This window comes from Ruegeria sp. BC1 (assembly GCF_056539305.1).
The window spans coordinates 139,345-155,883 of record NZ_JBQFUT010000003.1 but is presented as its reverse complement, the minus strand read 5'-3'; the positions used below and the strand labels follow the sequence as shown (position 1 = coordinate 155,883).

Below are 16,539 nucleotides of genomic sequence, written 5' to 3'. Positions count from 1 at the left end.
CGTCAAGGTGTGCTCAAAAAATTCTGAGCACACCAGCATTCAAGTACCATGGCTAGAGAACTCCGATGCTCGCTCGTACTACTTACCGTGGTACAATTGTTGGCAAAACTGTAAGGCCCTATCGACAGCTTAGCCCGCTTCCTGAACGCCCACCTGTACCGTAATCGAGTAGGTGTCGCGAATGTCAGCAATGCAGATAGCGACCGCGGCACCCAGACCTGGTTGCCAAGGTCGGCTATGAGCCGATGTTGTGACCTCAGTCAAATAGGCCGAGGTTGATGGGCGTGTGTTCGCCGAAAGACAGATGACGAGTCTTTTCCGGATTGCGCACCACGTAAACAGCTGTAATCAAGTCGTATTCGATCTCCAAGGATGTTGTTTGCAAAATGCCGTCAGTTTCGTGGCTGAGGATCGATGGCAGATTGTTCAGGTGGCAGAATTGCCATTGCTGTACAGGTTGATCAGAGTATTTACGCGCCAGTCCAGACAATAGCCGCATCACCTTGTCTCGGCCCAAAATCGGATTGAGTGTCGCCAGCACTTTGCCGCCGCCATCCGAGACAAATCGTACGTCTTGCGCAAGCAAATTGGTAAGAACGTCGGGGTCGCCGCTTTTGGCGGCCATAAAAAATGCCTTCGCGATAGCTTCGCCTTGTTGCGGCTCAACCTGCGTTCGAGGTTTGCTGCACTGCACATGTTTCCGCGCTCGGCTGACAAGCTGGCGGCAGGATTCAGGTGTGCGTTCCAGTGCCCGTGCCAGCTCGTCATATGGTTGCTCGAACACATCATGGAGTAGAAAGGCTGCCCGCTCGAGTGGCGTTAGCCGCTCCAGCGCCAGCAGGAGTGCCACCGAGACGTCCCGATCCAGTCGCTCCGTGGCATCATCTGTGATCAGTGGTTCGGGCAACCACTCACCGGGATATGTGTCGCGTCGAGTACGCGCGGCCCGCATGTGATCGAGACACAACCGCGTGACCGTTCGGATCAGAAACCCCGTCGCGTCCCGCACACTGATATGATCAACCTTCTGCCAACGCAAAAATGCGTCCTGTACTACATCCTCTGCGTCACTAACGGTGCCCAGCATTCGATAGGCGACCGCGAACAAGCGTGGTCGCAGATCGACAAAAACCTGGTCGTTGACGAGTGAAGTCATATAACTCATGCGGCCTAGGCCTCCTTGGCGGTAGGATGTGGCGTTGCAAAGCCAATAGCAATGCGGTTCCAGGAATTGATCGTTGTTACCGCCAATGTCAGGGCGATCTTTTCCTGATCTGAAAACTGAACGGCCATTTCTTCATAGATGTGATCCGGTGCGCCATTCTGCTCGATGCGGGTCAGCGTTTCGGCCCAGGCAAGAGCGGCGCGTTCACGCTCGGAATAAAGGGGCGACTCTCGCCAGGCATTCAACAAGTGAAGCCTGTCTTCACTTTCGCCCTGCGCACGCGCGTCATGGGTGTGCATGTGGATGCAGAATGCGCAACCGTTGATCTGCGACACACGCAATTTTACCAATTCGATGAGACTGTGCTCCAGACCCGATGATTTGAGGCACTCCTCCATATCAAGCATAGGCTGCATCAATTGTGGGGCAACGGCGAAATGGTTGAGGCGGGATTTCATGTGGCGCTCCTGTTTTAGGGGTGTACAGAAACAGGACGCAGCAAGTATGGGGTTTGTGACATGGTTGCGCAACAAATCAGTTTTTATTGCGTAAGAAGGTCAGTTGAATCTCAATCGAGCTGCGCAATGTTCTTCAGCATTTCGCGAATGTTTTACTCAAGCGGTTACGCAGGCCGACTGGATCAACCAATAAAACCTGCAGGGCTTCTGTCATTGAATGTAGATATTCGAAGGGCAGCCTTATTGCGCTCCCGGCCTCAGGCGCGCACGTAACTTTGCACTTGCAGCGACTGACCGCTAAGCCGGCTGCGACCGCAGCATGTGCGGTACTTATTCAATGTCTCTTATGGGTCTTGACCAACAGAACCACTTCAATTCGAGCAAAATTTGTAATGTGCTCCAATAAAGGAGGTGAGATGGCCTAAGCGCAGGTAAACTGTTTAGCGTGATCGCATTGGTCAGTCTTCATTTCATTCGAAGACGCCGAAATCCGACGCCCCAATGTCGCAAATTCTTACAAGATGTGCGCACTGACCGACAGTCTTACACCGCCAAACTTGGTTTCTTCCGCAGATCATCACGGATCTGGATTATTCCAAAGGAGGAGACCCATATGTCTGCGAATGAAGACAACATACGGCAGCCCGGCTTATTGCTGGCCCTTGTGCCAATAGTGCTTACCCTGTGTGTGCTTGGGCTGCAGCTTTTCTATTTCGGGGATTTTACCCCGCATATACCACTGGCATTCGGGATCGCGATCACTGGCATCGTTGGCCTTCTGTTGGGGCACAAATGGCCGAGCATCGAAGAGGGCGTGTTCCACGTCATCAATATCTCCCTGCCGTCAGTGTCGATACTGATCACAGTAGGAATGATCATTGGTGTGTGGATCGCAAGCGGTACTGTCCCGACGCTGATTTACTATGGTCTCAAGATTTTGTCGCCTGAGCTTTTCCTTGCTGCAGGAATGGTCCTTTGCTCTATAGTCTCTGTTTCATTGGGCACCTCTTGGGGAACGACTGGCACGGTGGGCCTCGCGTTGATGGGGATCGGTGCCGGGTTCGGTATCCCCATGTACTGGACAGCGGGGGCGGTGGTCTCTGGTGCATTTTTTGGAGACAAGATCTCTCCTTTATCAGACACGACAAACCTAGCACCTGCCGTGACGGGGACTAATCTGTTCGATCACATTCGGAATATGCTTCCGACGACAGTTCCTTCGATGCTGATTGCGCTGGTGATTTACTTTGTCGTTGGCTTCACTCTGATCGATACCACTCAGGTTTCGTTTGACCGCATTCATGCAATCACGACTGCGCTGGACGACGCGTTCTGGATTTCGCCGATCATGCTGTTTCCCGCTGTTCTGGTCATCGTGCTGGCAGTCATGAAACAACCGCCGATCCCGTCTTTGTTCGCAGGGGCCGTGGCGGGCGGCGTCATGGCTATCTTTTGTCAGGGGGCTGGGCTGCATGAGACGTTCACCTTCGCCAACAGTGGCTACTCGATTGACACCGGTGTTCCGGAGATCGATCCTCTGCTGAACCGTGGCGGCATCCAGTCAATGATGTGGACAATCTCACTGGTGTTGCTGGCCCTTGGTTTTGGTGGAGCGCTTGAACGCGTAGGCTGCCTTCAGGCTATCATCAAAGTTGTCATCTCGAAGGTGAAGACGTTTGCCGGTATTCAAACCTCGGCCATCCTAACCTCTGTCGCGACCAACACGGTTGCAGGTGACCCCTATCTGTCAATTGCACTGCCAGGACGGATGTATGCACCGGTCTATCGCGCGATGGGTTATTCCCCCCTGAACCTCTCCCGCGCAGTCGAGGAAGGCGGAACACTGGTATCCCCACTGATCCCGTGGAATGCAGGTGGCGCATTCGTCATAACAGCACTTGGCCTGGGCATCGCGGACGGCAACTTCGAAAACCTGCTGTATATTCCGCTTGCATTCGCTTGCTGGCTGTCACCGGTCATCGGTATCTTCTATGCCATGACTGGGCTCTTTTCGCCTAAAGCGAGCGAAGAAGAAATCCGCTCCTGGGAGGAAAGTGGCGAACCTGTTGCGCAGATGAGTGCCTAATCTTTCTGCACCAACACCAAATGAGGTGTTGGTGCCCTTCATCCGCCTTGGTCGATACTGGGAGGAGAGCATATGGACCCGAGAAACTTTGTCCCAAAGGGCGCGGCCAGCTATCGCATAGACTATGATGGATCGGCCAAGGAGATCTATTTCCTGCTGCTGCCTAAGCTGACTATGCTAGCCTTTAGCGCTGCAGTGGAACCTCTGAGGATCGCCAATCAAGTCACAAACAAGGAACTGTATAAGTGGTTCCTGATTACCGAAGACGGAAATTCGGTTACCTGCTCGAATGGGATTGAAATTACACCGGATTATGCCCTGCGTAATCTACCGCGATCCTCGCGGCTGTTTGTTTGCTCGGGTATTGAGCCGGCGGAAAGTACAAACCCCAAAGTCCTGTCCTGGATCAGCCGTCAAAGAACCTTTGGATGTAATCTGGGGGGTATCTGCACGGGCGCTTTCGCCCTTGCAAAGGCTGGAGTTCTGTCAGGTAAAAGATTCACATTGCATTGGGAAAACCACCCTGCTTTCATCGAACATTTTGATGACTTGGAGCCATCATCAAACCTATATGAGATCGACAATGAACTTATGACATGTGGCGGTGGAAATGCCGCGACCGACATGATGTTGGACATGATCGAATCCGATTTCGGAAATGATCTGGCGGTCATCGTTTCGGACATGTGCATCCACTTTCGGTCCAATAATAGTAAAACGCTTCAGAAATCAGCCTTTTCGGTGGCTTTGGGTAGTCGTAACCAGTACCTGATCAACGCGATGCAGATCATGCAAGAAAATCTGGAAGAGCCGTTAGATATCCCTGAAATAGCAGAAGCCGTGCAGATATCTCGTCGCCAGTTGGAGCGCCTTTTCCAAAAGTATGTCGGATCTTCGCCTGTACAGTTTTATATAGAACTGCGCGTTTCGAGGGCTTTCGCATTGCTTAGCGAAACCGAGATGGCGGTTGCGGAAATCGCGGCAGCCACAGGCTTTAGCAGCGCTACACAACTTACGGTACGATTCAAGAAACGCTACGGTGAAGCGCCGACTTCATTCAGAAGGGGGTGGTCTGAAAGACGTGAATAATTTGCGTCTGAACAGTCATGATTTGGGACATCTAAACGTACCCCAGTATTTTTTCTGCGGCCAACCAAGGTCCGTTTTGGGGCCGCTGCGATGCGGCCCATCCAGTACGGCAAATGTCCGCAATGGGCCGTTCCCTCCCTATGAGGCTCATTGGCGCAAGGTTGGGTATGTTCTCGAAGAGGTCACACACGCAGAGTACACCGAACGACCGCACAGAGCCCAAAGCGGTCTGCTTTGAGGGTGATACGATGGTTGCTCGCCCTAGCACTTCCGTGTTCAATTTATTTAACCACAGATTTTGGGGGCACAAATGGAGAAGCCGTGTACACACTTTACCGCCGCCGGTGACGTTGCCATTGCCTATCAAGTTGTTAGCGACGAAGACGCAAAGTTTCTAGCGGACGGGCTGCCGAACGGTCGCCTGAAGGTATTGGACAGGGATGATCATCTGCCCTGGATCGGCGACTTGGATGAAATCGCAGACGAGATTACTTCCTTCGCTCTCGCGTCCAAGGACGAGCAGATATCTGATCGTATTCTCGCGACGATATTGATGACTGATGACGATATTGATGACTGATATTGAGGGATCGACTGAAGCTGCGATCCAAATGGGAGATGCTCGTTGGCGTGAGATTATAGAGGCTCACGATGCTGCCGCAGCGCGTGCAATTGCACGCGAGGGTGGAACGCTCGTAAAGACGATGGGAGACGGTGTATTGGCAACATTTGGAGGCCCCAGTCGAGCCGTTGCCTGCGCGAAGCGCCTTAAATCTGACGCCGCGGCATTGGGTCTTACTGTCCGAGCCGCTGTTCGCACCGGAGAATGCGAGCGTCGAGGGCAGGATTTATCCGGCATTGCGGTAAACGTAGCAGCACGGATATTGGACGCTACTCCAGGGGGGTGAATGTAACGTATCAACAACTGTTCGCGACCTTACGGCAGGCTCAGGGCTCGAATTTATTCCCGCCGGGTCACACCGCTTTAAAGGGGTTTCCGGTGACTGGGATTTGTTTGCGGTCACTTAGGATATTCCACTTCGGCTTGCAAAGCGCAGCAGTCATCAGAGTTGCATCTGTTGCCAGCTACCCGATTTCATTCGGATGAGCCAATATGGGCTGGTGCCTGTTTCAGTCGTTTGGGTTCTGGAGGGCAATTGTTGGGGTTTGGACAAAACCCGGCTCGCGTTGGGCGGGGCTGAGCCTGAAAGCCGAAACCGCGCCTTAAGAAGCAGTTGCGTTCGAGGGCTCAAAACAAAGTTGCCACCCGGCTCGTTTGTGAGCTGGATGGCAACCTATCTGAAACTTTGCGAGTTCTGTGCGGGATGGTCAGTCAGATCGCGTCTGGATGCTAACAGCGCATGCTGACCGGTCTGGTTTGTTCGGCTGTGTTTCTCCTTTTTCTGTTTCACTGGCGGTCAAGTTTTAGTCGTTCCAGTCCTTATGTTCTTCTTTGAAGTCGTCGCGACGCTCTTGGGCTTCGTCCTGCGCGTCTTCGAAGTTGTCCTTCTGGATCGCACCGCCCACGGCTCCGACTGCGGCACCAGCGGCAGCGCCACCTACGATGCTTTCACCAGCGATACCGGCGACAGTGGCGCCGACAACTGCGCCTTTTATTGCCTTGTCTGTGACGTAGTCCGCATGGGCTGTAGCAGCCATGGTGATCAGAAGGGCGCCCGAGATCGGAGCGATAAAGAGTTTCTTTGAAGTCTTCATAGGGATGATGCTTGTTCTGGGTCAGCAACCACTGCGGCTGCCGTGTGTCATTGAACTAGGTGATCCGATGGCCTGCTTTCTTTTGGAAATGGGACAAGGTTTTGTGGATCTTGGACATCTTGCGGCAGGTGCCGATAGATTTAGCGGCCAGCTTTACGGAACCTGGCGGGCGTTTCACCTGTCCATCGCTTGAACGCCACTGAAAAGGCGGCCTGATCCGCAAATCCAAGCATGAATGCAACCCGGGCAACACCTTCTCCACTCCGAAGCATCCGCTTGGACAAGTCGCACAACACCCCTTCTAAGAGCGCTTTAAAGCTTGTTCCTTCGGCCGACAGGTGCCGGGTCATTGTGCGCCGCGTCAGTCCAAGCTCTCCGGCTATATCGTCGCCGTTTGGTATTGGCCCGGGAAGACGCTCCCCGAGCATGCCCACTATGCGGTCGGACAGGCTGCGGACTGCATCAGGCTGAGCCTTCAGTTGCTCTTCCCCGTGCCTACGTAAGTGTCCCAATAAGGTGGGGTCTGCCGTTGGTATCCGAAAACTCATGCCGTTTGCGGGCAGAGCCAAGGCATAACCGGACTTGAAGCCTAAGACTTCACATCCCGCCAAATCTGCCAGCAGCCTGCAATGCTTGGCATCGTCCGTTTCCAACTCGATAGAGATCGGGGCAAGCCCGTCAGAGGTGATTTGTTGAACGCGCTTATAAAGTCCGAATATCAGCATTTCGCGATGGCGAGGATATTGATGCGCCGGGATTACACTACTCTCCAGAGTGATCTTTGGCTCATCTGGTGCTCCCACGACGTTTAGGAGCAGGTCAGGATCTTGCATTGCATAAAAGCGCTGCGTCAATACCAGCGCGTCTTCCACCGTTTCGGCTGCGCGCACGATGTAGGCCAGAAGTGTTCCGGGACCTTGCGCCGAAAGACCAACCCGCGCGGCGAAGGTTTTGTCGTCCAGAACCCGACAGGCGGTTTCAATTGTGCCTGCTTCATGCAGCAGCTCGACAGTGGCGTCGGGGCTGTCGACGATTTCACGGGGTGCCCCCGCCATTTCCAGGATCTCGGGAAATGGAATGCGCGCGCCGGGTTCTTGCGCATAACGCAGTCCGACATTTTGCAGTCTGTAAGCGCTGATGCGTGGCACTTTTGCGTCCTCCCCTGACTGGCACGCAACCCCCTGCAGTCGCTGCAATTGTCCAGAAGCCAATAACAAATGTCCAGAACCCTCAGGATCGCGGACGCGATGACGGTTAGGTCCGGGTCATCAGAAAGGAAACGACCATGATCTACTTTGCAAGGTACTACCGCGTTCTGAAGGCAATCCAAAACTCGGCCAAACAAGAGTGGTCGGGAGGGAACATCCACGGTCTTCGCAATTCGCCACTTAGTGAGAAAACACCGAACGGACGTCGTTGGGATCCTCCCTACGCCCCGCGGGAACAGCCCTCAGAACCCGCACAACAACCAACCGAGAATTGACGTTCTCAAGACACTGAAAATCTACGCGCGCAGCTTGGATGCGCAACAAAAGGACCTGAAACATGAAACCACCCGCGTTCCTGATGGCGCCTATACTTGGCCTCATCTCAACTCCTGCCTTTGCCGCTGGCGGCAACCCCAGATGGTGGGTCGCACCCAATCAGACCGACACCTACGCTTGGGTCGGCCTGATTGTTCTATTTCTTACGATCCTACTGGTCGTACACCTCTATGCGCGCCTTGAACGCTATACCGAGCACAAATCAAAAGGCACTCCGCTGCGTACAACCATTCCGATGATGCTGACCGTAGCCCTGGCGTATGAACTAATGCCTGCACTCAGCCACTTTAGCATTCTGCTGCCAGCCGCCCTGATTATGACCGCAATCGCGCGCGACTTCATGTTGTGGTGGCGTCCTTCGCAAGAGGAGTTGGTAAAATGATCGAGCTACTCGTCACATCTTTTCCGTTTGTCCTGCGCGTGATCTATCTGAAATGGCGCGGGCTGCCTGTCACACTGTACAATGTTCACCGGGCGCTGTTCATGTGGTTCGTCTTGGCCCTGATCGTGTTTTTTGCGGTATTCTACTACTACCCCAAGTCCTACACTGGCCTCGTGCCCTTCAGAACTGTTCCAGTGGTTGCCGAGAACGGTGGAACAGTGACCGATATATACGTTAAGGGCGGTGACCGTGTAGAACCTGGCGATCCGCTGTTTGCAGTTGAGAATGCGTCGGAACAAGCCGCCGTAGACTTTGCGTCCCGTAAAGTTGAGGAGATCGAAAGCGCGAAACTGGCAGCAGAGTTGCAGGTTCAGACGGCTCAGGCCGTGGTTGACGCTGCGGTTACGGCTAGAGAACAGGCCGAGCTGGTACTATTGGATCACGAGGCACTTCGAGCGAAAGGCTCTGCTGCATTTCAATTGAGCCAGTTGGAACGTGCGCAGGCGACCTTGAGCACCCGGGAAGCAGAGGTTGAGGCTGCTGAAACGCAACTGGGTGTGGCGCAAGTTCAGGCGACTGCTGTTTTGCCTGCCCAACTCGCGTCCGCACGCGCGTCGTTGAAGCAAGCTCAGGTGGAACTGTCAAAGACGCTGACGCTTAGCTCCGTCGATGGTGTAGTTGAACAAGTCACCCTGAACGTTGGGTCGCGTGCAGCACAAGCCGCGATGAGCCCTGCCATGGTGATTGTACCGGATCGGAAAGATGCTGAGCGTGGACGTATCGTCGCTGGTTTTTCACAGGTTTCACGCACAGAGTTGTATGAAGGTATGGCGGCGGAAGTGGCATGCGAAAGCAACTTCAACATCTCGATGCGCAATACCGTTCTTCCTGCAAGGATCGTCCGCATTCAGGAATCGATTTCCTCGGGTCAGCTCGCGCCTAGCGGTCGCTTGATCGAACCTAGCGAAAAAGCAAAACGAGGTCAGATCGTCGTCCATCTTGACCTCGTACACCCAGAGCACTGCGATCTTCTGGTGCCAGGAAGCGGTTGCATCGTTCAATCCTACACCACCAGTTTTGAAGGTGACTTGGAAGGATCACTTGTCGCACATGGGATTCAGGCCATGGGTATCATCAAAGCGGTTGGTCTGCGGGTCAAAGCTTGGTTCGGACTGACTTCGGGGATCGGTTTGATCGGTGGTGGACACGCCTGATTTTCCGAAGTTTCCCTAATTCAACAAGCACGGCTCCCAATAAATGTTGGGAGCCGTTTCATACTATTTGCCGACAGGCTGCATGCCAAAAAATGCGGGTTCTGTCCCGGTTTTCGCCGCTCGGCGAGCGGTTGGAAGGTTCGCTCTTAGGACACCGGCTGTCTGACAGCTTTGCTCGCGTGGCGAACGGCCTCTTTGATGGGCCGCACCGCAGCGACGTTGATCATGGTCAAACGACCGCTATGGGCTGTCAATTACTTCTAAAACTAACCGGGCTGGCCCTGGTACTCTTTCAGTTCATTCGTGAATCTCTGCAAACCGGGGATGTCATTTGAAGCGGAAAAGGTGATCATTCGAACCGGCCAGCTGAGATCGTAAGTCAAAGGCACTATTGATACATCGCCAGCCTTCGAAGTCCCCAGAATATCCTTGTCAACGATCGCGCGGCCTGCGCCCTGAGCAACCATGCGTATCAAAGCAGTTTGTGTCTGGACTTCGGCTCTGACCTGAAACGAAACATCACAGCTGTCGAACATTGTCTCCACAGCGCGTCGGAACGGGCTACGAGGTGTCAGCATGATTTGAGGCGCCTTCGCGAGTTCGGTAGCCGAAACACTGCTCGCTGTGGCCAGCGGATCATCCCGGGGAACTATTACCACGGGTTCCAGGTCGGCCAGCCGGGTACAAGCAAGATTTGGATCGCCGGGGTCAGACGACACAATTGCGCAATCTACCCGACCTTCGCGCAACGCGGCCATTCCGGCCATTTCGTCAAGGACATCGACATCGACTCTCAGGGCCGAGAGGTCCGCCATGAGTTTACCGGCCGCAAGCGCAACGCGGGTATCGGCCACCGCAGGAACCGTCGCCACACGCAAATGTCCTCCTGTGCCAGAGGCGATTTGGATTGCGGCCTCCTGGATACGTTCCAATCCCTGATAGTGTTTTTGGACCGCCTGCTGCAGACTGTGCGCTGCAGAGGTTGGCTCGAACTTACGTCCTGATCGATCGAACAGGGGCACGCCCATTTCTGTCTCAAGTTCAGCAACGACGCGGCTTATGGCGGGCTGAGATATGTGCAGGGCATCTGCCGCCTTTCGCGTGGACCGGTGTCGGTAGGCCATCTGGAAAAGCTCAATCTGTCGGGCAGTTATACGCATAAGCACTGATAACATCAGCGTATCAATAAATACAATAAGATGATTTTTCATTAAAGCTAACTGGCGTTACCGTTTTAGGCATGAACTGCGCAACTAAGGGTCGAAACATGTCCGCTGAGCTACTGATCCTGCTGCTCGCCATTGTAACAGGTGCCGCGATTCAGGTGGGGGTTGGTATTGGGTTCAGCATCGTCGCAGCGCCTGTGATGATGGTGTTGTTGGGGGCGACCACGGCTGTTCCGGTATTGCTCCTGTTGAACACGCTGGTATCGCTTGTCGCAACGGACAGACGGGTGTGGTTGAACAACAAAGCGCTGATCCGGAAGGCCATAATCGGGTGCTGTGCGGGCATAGCTGTGGGTCTTTTGATTTACCCCTATCTGTCGGAACGCATGGTGTTGGCTTTAACGGGTGTGCTTCTGCTTGTCGGAGTTGCCACGTCGTTGTTGCCGCAGGAAAACAGGGTTGGTCCACACGGACTTCAGGCAATCTCGGGCCTGTCTGGCCTTGCCACGGTATGGGCAGCGACCCCCGGTCCATTGATGATTTTGGGTTTTCTAGCATCGGGCCGAACCCCACACGAAGCGCGTAGGTTGGTACAGCCCGTCGCACTGATCGCCTATGGTTCAGCCTTTGCATTACACTGCCTATCGGACTGGACGGCCTTTGCGAGCGCCCCATGGCTTTGGCCGTTTGTTGTCGCCACTCTTGCGGGCAGTTTGCTGGGGTACCTGATCGGCCCGCTGTTGCCGCAGCAGGCCATAACCCATGCCATTCGGTTGATCTCGATTCTCGCATGCGCGGTCCTTTTCCGCCGTGCCTATCTTGTTGGATGACACGTGATGATTGAACAGATGGAAATCGACCAGAAACTGTCCGAGTTCCCGCGCGCTCGACTGATGACCGACATCACACCCGTCGAGAGGCTGGATCGCCTGTCAGACCAACTTGGTATTGACCTCTGGCTTAAGCGGGACGACCTGACCGGGCTTAGCTTTGGCGGGAACAAGACCCGTCAGTTGGAATTCTATTTTGGCGAAGCTTTACGACAGCGGGCCGATACCGTTCTGATAACTGGAGCAGTACAGTCGAATTTTGTACGTACTGCCGCCGCCGCCGCCGCCCGTTTGGGGATGAAATCCGTTCTGCAGCTGGAAGAACGGGTGCCGGGAATGGGAGAACACTACTATCATTCTGGCAATGTCCTGCTGGCCAAAATTCTGGGCGCTGAGCACATGCGCTTTCCAGTCGGAGAAGATGAAGTTGGCGCGGACAATGCCTTGCATGAACGGGCGGCTCAGCTGGTTGCCGCGGGCCATCGTCCCTATGTCATCCATCTTGGTATCGACCACCCTCCCTTAGGGGCATTGGGTTATGTTCAGGGTGGTGCAGAGCTGTGCGCGCAGTTGCGCGATTTTGATGCTGCTGTCGTGCCTTCAGGCAGTGGCTCAACCCACGGCGGGTTTCTGACCGGGTTGCGCCTGTCCGGAATGCGCGCACCCGTCTACGGAATATGTGTGCGACGCGATCAGGATCAGCAGTACGCACGCATGGAAAAAGTCCTGGGGAAACTGTCGGCCTTGATGGGTTTCGACCCGGCGATCGTCATGAACGATATCAATGTTTGGGACGGCGTGCTTGCGCCCGGATATGGGCAGGTCGGGGAGGGAACCCGTGATGCCTTGACCCTCATGGCGCGAACCGAAGGCATCTTTTTGGATCCGGTCTACTCGGCAAAGACGTTTGCCGGCCTTCTGAAGCTGTTGGACGAGGGTGTGATCCGCAAGGGCCAAAAAATCGTCCTGCTGCATACCGGAGGGCTTCCGGCCCTGTTTGGATATCAGGAAGCGTTTGAAACGATCTGAAGGAGCGCGGCGCCCTGACACCGCAATAAAGGCAAACGAAACAATAAAAACGAAAGGGAGTAAACGATGAGAAAGAACCTGATTCTGGCTTCGGCAATGGCACTGTCGCTTGGAGTTGCGGCAGCGCAGGCAGAAGAGTTTGTAACAATCGGCACAGGTGGCGTGACCGGGGTTTACTATCCCACCGGGGGATCAATCTGTCGCCTGATGAACAAAAACCGCAAGGAAACCGGGGTGCGCTGCACCGTCGAATCCACAGGCGGTTCGGTCTATAATATCAACACCATCCGCGAAGGTGAGTTGGAATTTGGCGTTGCCCAGTCCGACTGGCAGTTCCACGCACTGAATGGCACTTCCAAGTTCGAAGATGACGGGCCTTTCGAAGACCTGCGCGCAGTGTTTTCCGTCCATGCGGAGCCGTTCAACGTGATGGTGCGCGCAGACTCGGGGATCGAGCATTTTGACGATCTGGCAGGCAAGCGGGTTAACATCGGCAATCCCGGCTCTGGCCAGCGTGGCACCATGGAGGTGCTGATGGAAGCCAAAGGCTGGACCAAAGACACGTTCGCCCTTGCTGCCGAGTTGAAGTCCGCAGAGCAATCCAGTGCCTTGTGCGACAACCAGATCGACGCGTTCATTATCACGGCCGGCCATCCCTCGGGGAATCTGACCGAGGCCGCTACCACGTGCGACGCCAAGCTGGTGCCTGTGACCGGCGAGGCGGTGACAGGTTTGATCGACAACAACGCCTATTACCGCTCGGTCACAATCCCCGGCGGCATGTATCGCGGAACTGATAGCGATGTTGAGACCTTTGGGGTCGGTGCAACACTTGTGACATCGGCCAATGTTTCTGATGCGGCGGTCTATGCTTTGGTGTCGTCCATCTTTGAGAATTTCGACGATTTTCGCACCTTCCACCCTGCGTTCGCCAACCTGACTAAAGAGGAAATGATAACGGCTGGTCTATCAGCCCCGATCCATCCGGGTGCGCTGAAATATTACCAGGAAAAAGGACTGTTGCAGTAAGGCGAGGCGGTTTCGGCAATTCGCCCAAAACGTGCATGGGCCACGTTGATACAAAACTATTCGCGTGACCCTGCACCGACAAAAACAAGCCCGATTGAGTAATGAGATGACTTCAAATGCAATGTAAGCTGGCGAAGCAAACAATAAGGCATCTGACAATTTTAGAATGGCTAGCACCATTGGATCAAATCTCTTCCAGCAGTCCAATGAACTCACAGCCCAAGGTTATTTCGGTTTAGGAGAACAACGTGACCAAACACATAACTCTCAGAGATGGTAGAACGCTAGCATTCAGTACTTACGGCGATCCAAACGGAACGCCAGTGATTTTTAGCCATGGGTTTTCCGACTCTCACATAATTCGTCAACCCGACGACAGTTTAACCGCTTCGCTTGGAGTGCGATGGATTGCAGCGGATGAGCCCGGTGTTGGTGGGTCGAGCCCCAAGCCGGGCCGGAGAATGGTTGATTGGGGGGCAGATATGGAGGAACTGGCCGACCACCTTAACCTTGATACCTTCAACGTAGCGGGCCATTCTGGAGGCGGCCCCCACGCTTTAGCGGTGGCGTTTCACATGCCCGAACGTGTCCGCAAGGTTGCGCTCGCTTCTCCTGTTGCGCCATTCGATGAGCCAGGTGTTACCAAATTGCTGGTATTGAAGGATCTCAAGACCATCGCGAAACTGCGCCATTTGACCTTTCTAATCCGTTGGGCTGAGCGAATGGGTGCCAAAAGCGTTTTGAAAGACATCCCTTCATATGTGGAGTCTGTCGTTGACCAAATGCCCAACGAAGCCAAAACCATACTCCGCAATCCAGAGCAGCAAGCCTTGTTCGAAGAAAACTTTCGCCTTGGTTATCTGCAACACGAGGAAGGAGTTTTCGAAATGACGATGGCTCTTTGGGATTGGGGATTTTCGCCAAAGGAAATCCAGCAACCAGTGACAATGTTCTTTGGTACTGCCGACGATATTATCTCACCGGAAATGCCACGATACCTTTGCTCTGAGCTTCCCAACTGCACAGCGCATGAATGGCCGGGCGCAGGGCACTATGGGTTCGTGGATCGCGAGCGGTGGACCGAGTTTGTCGGTGCGGTTGCCGGTTTATCGTAGCTAGCAATGTCTGCAGGACGATAGTTTGACCACATCACGCGATCGCGCCCGTAGCAATTTTGAACCTTCGCGATACACCGCTTTGGGCCGTATTTTGCCTTAGCTACTACCAATCCAAAATAGGTAGATAGACGAAGTTGACCGCCAAAGTGCACAGGGCAATACCGCACAAATTGAGCCAAAACCCGGCCCGCGCCATGTCGGTGATTTTTAAATCAGGGTTCGAAAAAACAATCGCATTTGGAGCCGTAGCGACTGGCATCATGAAGGACATATTGGCCGCAAGCGCGGCCGGTACGGCCAGTAAAAGCGGGCTCCAATCGAACCCGATAGCAACAGCAGAAACCACCGGAAGTATCGTTGCAGCCGACGCTGGATTCGACATGATTTCGGTCAGGAAAACCATCATCGCAACAACTAGAAACACCATGGCGAATACGGTGATGTCAATTGCGGACACCTGTTCTCCGATCCAATCTGCCAGTCCTGTGATCTGAAACGCCAAGGCCACGGCAAGCCCACCTCCGATCAAGATCAACACGTTCCAGGGCAATTTCACAGCTGTTTCCCAATCCAACGCGAATTTCGTCATATGCGCGTTTGTCGGGGTCGCGAATAGCAACAAAGCTGCGATCAATGCCACGCCGGTATCTGTAATTGGCAATCCGGTGAAATGCGTTATCTGATCCCCGAATATCCAACCGGTTGCGGCCAGAACAAAGACCACTGCAACGGTCTTTTCCGCGCGGCCCATCGGCGGAAGCCGTTCCCGTTCAATGCGAACAGCGTCGGCAAGGTCATTCTCTGCCAAGCCGTCGCAACGAAATAAAACAAAGCTCAATAAGGCCCAGGCGACAACTAACATTGCCAGTGTCATCGGAAGGCCGATCATCAGCCAATCAATGAACTCGACCGTTATGCCGTATTCACCAGACATGATCGTCGCCAGCAAGGCATTGACAGGTGAACCGATTAACGTGGCCATTCCTCCAATCGATGCGCTGTAGGCCACTGCAAGCATTAGGCCAACGGAAAACCGGCGCAGCTCATCCGAGGCCGCGACTTTGCTCTTGATGAAGTCGATGACAGACAGTGCAACCGCATACATCATGATTGTAGCGGCTGTATTCGTGATCCACATCGAAAGGAATGCGGTGGCAATCATGAAACCCAGGGTCAGATTGCGTGGCCCCGTACCGGCCCTTGAAACGATTGCAAGCGCGATGCGCCGATGAAGGCCGACGGCTTCAATCGCCATGGCCAGCATGAACCCACCCAGAAACAGGAATATGAGGGGATGGCCATAGGCCTGCGTGACCGTACCAATCTCGGCAACTCCGGCAAGAGGCATGACGACAACCGGCAGTAATGCGGTGGCGGCTAGGGGTATCGCCTCACTAAGCCACCATGCAACCATCCACGCCAGCAAAGCCAGCAACGTCCAACCCGCCTCGGACATTCCAGGCGGTGTATCAAGCGAACGAACGAGAAAAAACAGTATCGGGCCCGAAATTAGCGCCAGAAACACGCGCCAACGGGAACGAACAGACTGGACCTGAAGCTCGTGCATGACACCATCCTTCGGTGTAACAATCCCGACGATATATCTGTGCAGCGCTCGTGGCTGCGCCTTGTGTCAGACTAGGGCAATCGCCTAGCTTATGTCATCTGCAGGATTTTGTTTGTGTGCTACCAGCAATAAACCAAACGATTTGA

Annotated in this window: 16 protein-coding genes; 10 read left to right on the top strand and 6 right to left on the bottom strand. The window is 54.2% G+C overall.

Going from position 1 to position 16,539, the window contains the following annotated elements; all coding sequences use genetic code 11:
* Nucleotides 1–256: 256 nt before the first annotated feature.
* Both ACR0IY_RS08905 and ACR0IY_RS08900 read right to left on the bottom strand, forming a co-directional pair.
* On the bottom strand, nt 257–1,165 hold the full coding sequence (locus ACR0IY_RS08905; RefSeq protein WP_480672356.1) for a sigma-70 family RNA polymerase sigma factor: 909 nt from the start codon (nt 1,163–1,165) through the stop codon (nt 257–259).
* 5 nt (nt 1,166–1,170) lie between these two features.
* Nucleotides 1,171–1,623: a carboxymuconolactone decarboxylase family protein gene (locus tag ACR0IY_RS08900; protein WP_480672354.1), complete on the bottom strand. Its 453-nt coding sequence runs from the start codon at nt 1,621–1,623 to the stop codon at nt 1,171–1,173.
* A 613-nt stretch (nt 1,624–2,236) separates the two neighbouring features.
* Between ACR0IY_RS08900 and nhaC the strand changes: the two genes are divergently transcribed.
* The 4 genes from nhaC to ACR0IY_RS08880 all read left to right on the top strand — a co-directional run bounded on the left by nhaC (nt 2,237) and on the right by ACR0IY_RS08880 (nt 5,706).
* Nucleotides 2,237–3,709, top strand: coding sequence for a Na+/H+ antiporter NhaC (gene nhaC, locus ACR0IY_RS08895; RefSeq protein ID WP_480672352.1), 1,473 nt, complete (start codon nt 2,237–2,239; stop codon nt 3,707–3,709).
* 72 nt (nt 3,710–3,781) lie between these two features.
* A complete protein-coding gene (locus ACR0IY_RS08890) occupies nt 3,782–4,798 on the top strand; it encodes a GlxA family transcriptional regulator (protein ID WP_480672350.1) in 1,017 nt (338 codons plus the stop codon).
* Nucleotides 4,799–5,108: 310 nt separating this feature from the next.
* A complete protein-coding gene (locus ACR0IY_RS08885) occupies nt 5,109–5,378 on the top strand; it encodes an alpha/beta fold hydrolase (RefSeq protein WP_480672348.1) in 270 nt (89 codons plus the stop codon).
* Nucleotides 5,371–5,706 (top strand): nucleotidyl cyclase domain-containing protein, encoded by a 336-nt coding sequence (locus ACR0IY_RS08880; RefSeq protein WP_480672346.1) that lies wholly within the window; start codon nt 5,371–5,373, stop codon nt 5,704–5,706. The genes ACR0IY_RS08885 and ACR0IY_RS08880 overlap by 8 nt, the downstream gene beginning before the upstream one ends.
* A 517-nt stretch (nt 5,707–6,223) precedes the next feature.
* On the opposite strand, the gene ACR0IY_RS08875 is transcribed toward ACR0IY_RS08880, so the two are convergent.
* Both ACR0IY_RS08875 and ACR0IY_RS08870 read right to left on the bottom strand, forming a co-directional pair.
* Nucleotides 6,224–6,514, bottom strand: a complete 291-nt coding sequence (locus ACR0IY_RS08875; RefSeq protein WP_171672847.1) for a glycine zipper domain-containing protein — start codon at nt 6,512–6,514, stop codon at nt 6,224–6,226.
* Nucleotides 6,515–6,654: 140 nt separating this feature from the next.
* Nucleotides 6,655–7,662 (bottom strand): helix-turn-helix domain-containing protein, encoded by a 1,008-nt coding sequence (locus tag ACR0IY_RS08870; protein ID WP_480672344.1) that lies wholly within the window; start codon nt 7,660–7,662, stop codon nt 6,655–6,657.
* Nucleotides 7,663–8,059: 397 nt separating this feature from the next.
* Between ACR0IY_RS08870 and ACR0IY_RS08865 the strand changes: the two genes are divergently transcribed.
* Together ACR0IY_RS08865 and ACR0IY_RS08860 are read left to right on the top strand one after the other, a co-directional pair.
* Nucleotides 8,060–8,440 (top strand): hypothetical protein, encoded by a 381-nt coding sequence (locus ACR0IY_RS08865; RefSeq protein WP_480672342.1) that lies wholly within the window; start codon nt 8,060–8,062, stop codon nt 8,438–8,440.
* Entirely contained in the window at nt 8,437–9,654 is a 1,218-nt protein-coding gene (locus ACR0IY_RS08860; protein ID WP_480672340.1) for an HlyD family secretion protein, read from the top strand. Before ACR0IY_RS08865 ends, ACR0IY_RS08860 begins: the two co-directional genes overlap by 4 nt.
* Before the next feature lie 266 nt (nt 9,655–9,920).
* On the opposite strand, the gene ACR0IY_RS08855 is transcribed toward ACR0IY_RS08860, so the two are convergent.
* Nucleotides 9,921–10,829 carry a LysR family transcriptional regulator gene (locus ACR0IY_RS08855; RefSeq protein WP_480672338.1) on the bottom strand — a complete coding sequence of 303 codons (909 nt, stop codon included), beginning with the start codon at nt 10,827–10,829 and terminating at the stop codon, nt 9,921–9,923.
* Nucleotides 10,830–10,921: 92 nt separating this feature from the next.
* Between ACR0IY_RS08855 and ACR0IY_RS08850 the strand changes: the two genes are divergently transcribed.
* The 4 genes from ACR0IY_RS08850 (at nt 10,922) to ACR0IY_RS08835 (ending at nt 14,823) form a co-directional block, all read left to right on the top strand.
* Entirely contained in the window at nt 10,922–11,650 is a 729-nt protein-coding gene (locus ACR0IY_RS08850; protein ID WP_480672336.1) for a TSUP family transporter, read from the top strand.
* A 6-nt stretch (nt 11,651–11,656) separates the two neighbouring features.
* The gene (locus ACR0IY_RS08845) at nt 11,657–12,679 is read left to right on the top strand and encodes a D-cysteine desulfhydrase family protein (RefSeq protein ID WP_480672334.1); all 1,023 of its coding nucleotides are present in this window, start codon (nt 11,657–11,659) and stop codon (nt 12,677–12,679) included.
* Between the two features lie 66 nt (nt 12,680–12,745).
* Entirely contained in the window at nt 12,746–13,708 is a 963-nt protein-coding gene (locus tag ACR0IY_RS08840; protein ID WP_480672332.1) for a TAXI family TRAP transporter solute-binding subunit, read from the top strand.
* A gap of 248 nt (nt 13,709–13,956) precedes the next feature.
* Entirely contained in the window at nt 13,957–14,823 is an 867-nt protein-coding gene (locus tag ACR0IY_RS08835; RefSeq protein ID WP_480672330.1) for an alpha/beta fold hydrolase, read from the top strand.
* Nucleotides 14,824–14,929: 106 nt separating this feature from the next.
* Here ACR0IY_RS08835 and ACR0IY_RS08830 read toward each other — a convergent pair whose 3' ends face one another.
* On the bottom strand, nt 14,930–16,393 hold the full coding sequence (locus tag ACR0IY_RS08830) for an SLC13 family permease (protein ID WP_480672328.1): 1,464 nt from the start codon (nt 16,391–16,393) through the stop codon (nt 14,930–14,932).
* Nucleotides 16,394–16,539 lie beyond the last annotated feature (146 nt).

Coding starts and splice junctions, on each gene's coding strand:
- ACR0IY_RS08905 (WP_480672356.1), bottom strand. CDS start 1,165: ATGAGTTATATGACTTCACTCGTCAACGACCAGGTTTTTGTCGATCTG.
- ACR0IY_RS08900 (WP_480672354.1), bottom strand. CDS start 1,623: ATGAAATCCCGCCTCAACCATTTCGCCGTTGCCCCACAATTGATGCAG.
- nhaC (WP_480672352.1), top strand. CDS start 2,237: ATGTCTGCGAATGAAGACAACATACGGCAGCCCGGCTTATTGCTGGCC.
- ACR0IY_RS08890 (WP_480672350.1), top strand. CDS start 3,782: ATGGACCCGAGAAACTTTGTCCCAAAGGGCGCGGCCAGCTATCGCATA.
- ACR0IY_RS08885 (WP_480672348.1), top strand. CDS start 5,109: ATGGAGAAGCCGTGTACACACTTTACCGCCGCCGGTGACGTTGCCATT.
- ACR0IY_RS08880 (WP_480672346.1), top strand. CDS start 5,371: ATGACTGATATTGAGGGATCGACTGAAGCTGCGATCCAAATGGGAGAT.
- ACR0IY_RS08875 (WP_171672847.1), bottom strand. CDS start 6,514: ATGAAGACTTCAAAGAAACTCTTTATCGCTCCGATCTCGGGCGCCCTT.
- ACR0IY_RS08865 (WP_480672342.1), top strand. CDS start 8,060: ATGAAACCACCCGCGTTCCTGATGGCGCCTATACTTGGCCTCATCTCA.
- ACR0IY_RS08860 (WP_480672340.1), top strand. CDS start 8,437: ATGATCGAGCTACTCGTCACATCTTTTCCGTTTGTCCTGCGCGTGATC.
- ACR0IY_RS08855 (WP_480672338.1), bottom strand. CDS start 10,829: ATGTTATCAGTGCTTATGCGTATAACTGCCCGACAGATTGAGCTTTTC.
- ACR0IY_RS08850 (WP_480672336.1), top strand. CDS start 10,922: ATGTCCGCTGAGCTACTGATCCTGCTGCTCGCCATTGTAACAGGTGCC.
- ACR0IY_RS08845 (WP_480672334.1), top strand. CDS start 11,657: ATGATTGAACAGATGGAAATCGACCAGAAACTGTCCGAGTTCCCGCGC.
- ACR0IY_RS08840 (WP_480672332.1), top strand. CDS start 12,746: ATGAGAAAGAACCTGATTCTGGCTTCGGCAATGGCACTGTCGCTTGGA.
- ACR0IY_RS08830 (WP_480672328.1), bottom strand. CDS start 16,393: ATGCACGAGCTTCAGGTCCAGTCTGTTCGTTCCCGTTGGCGCGTGTTT.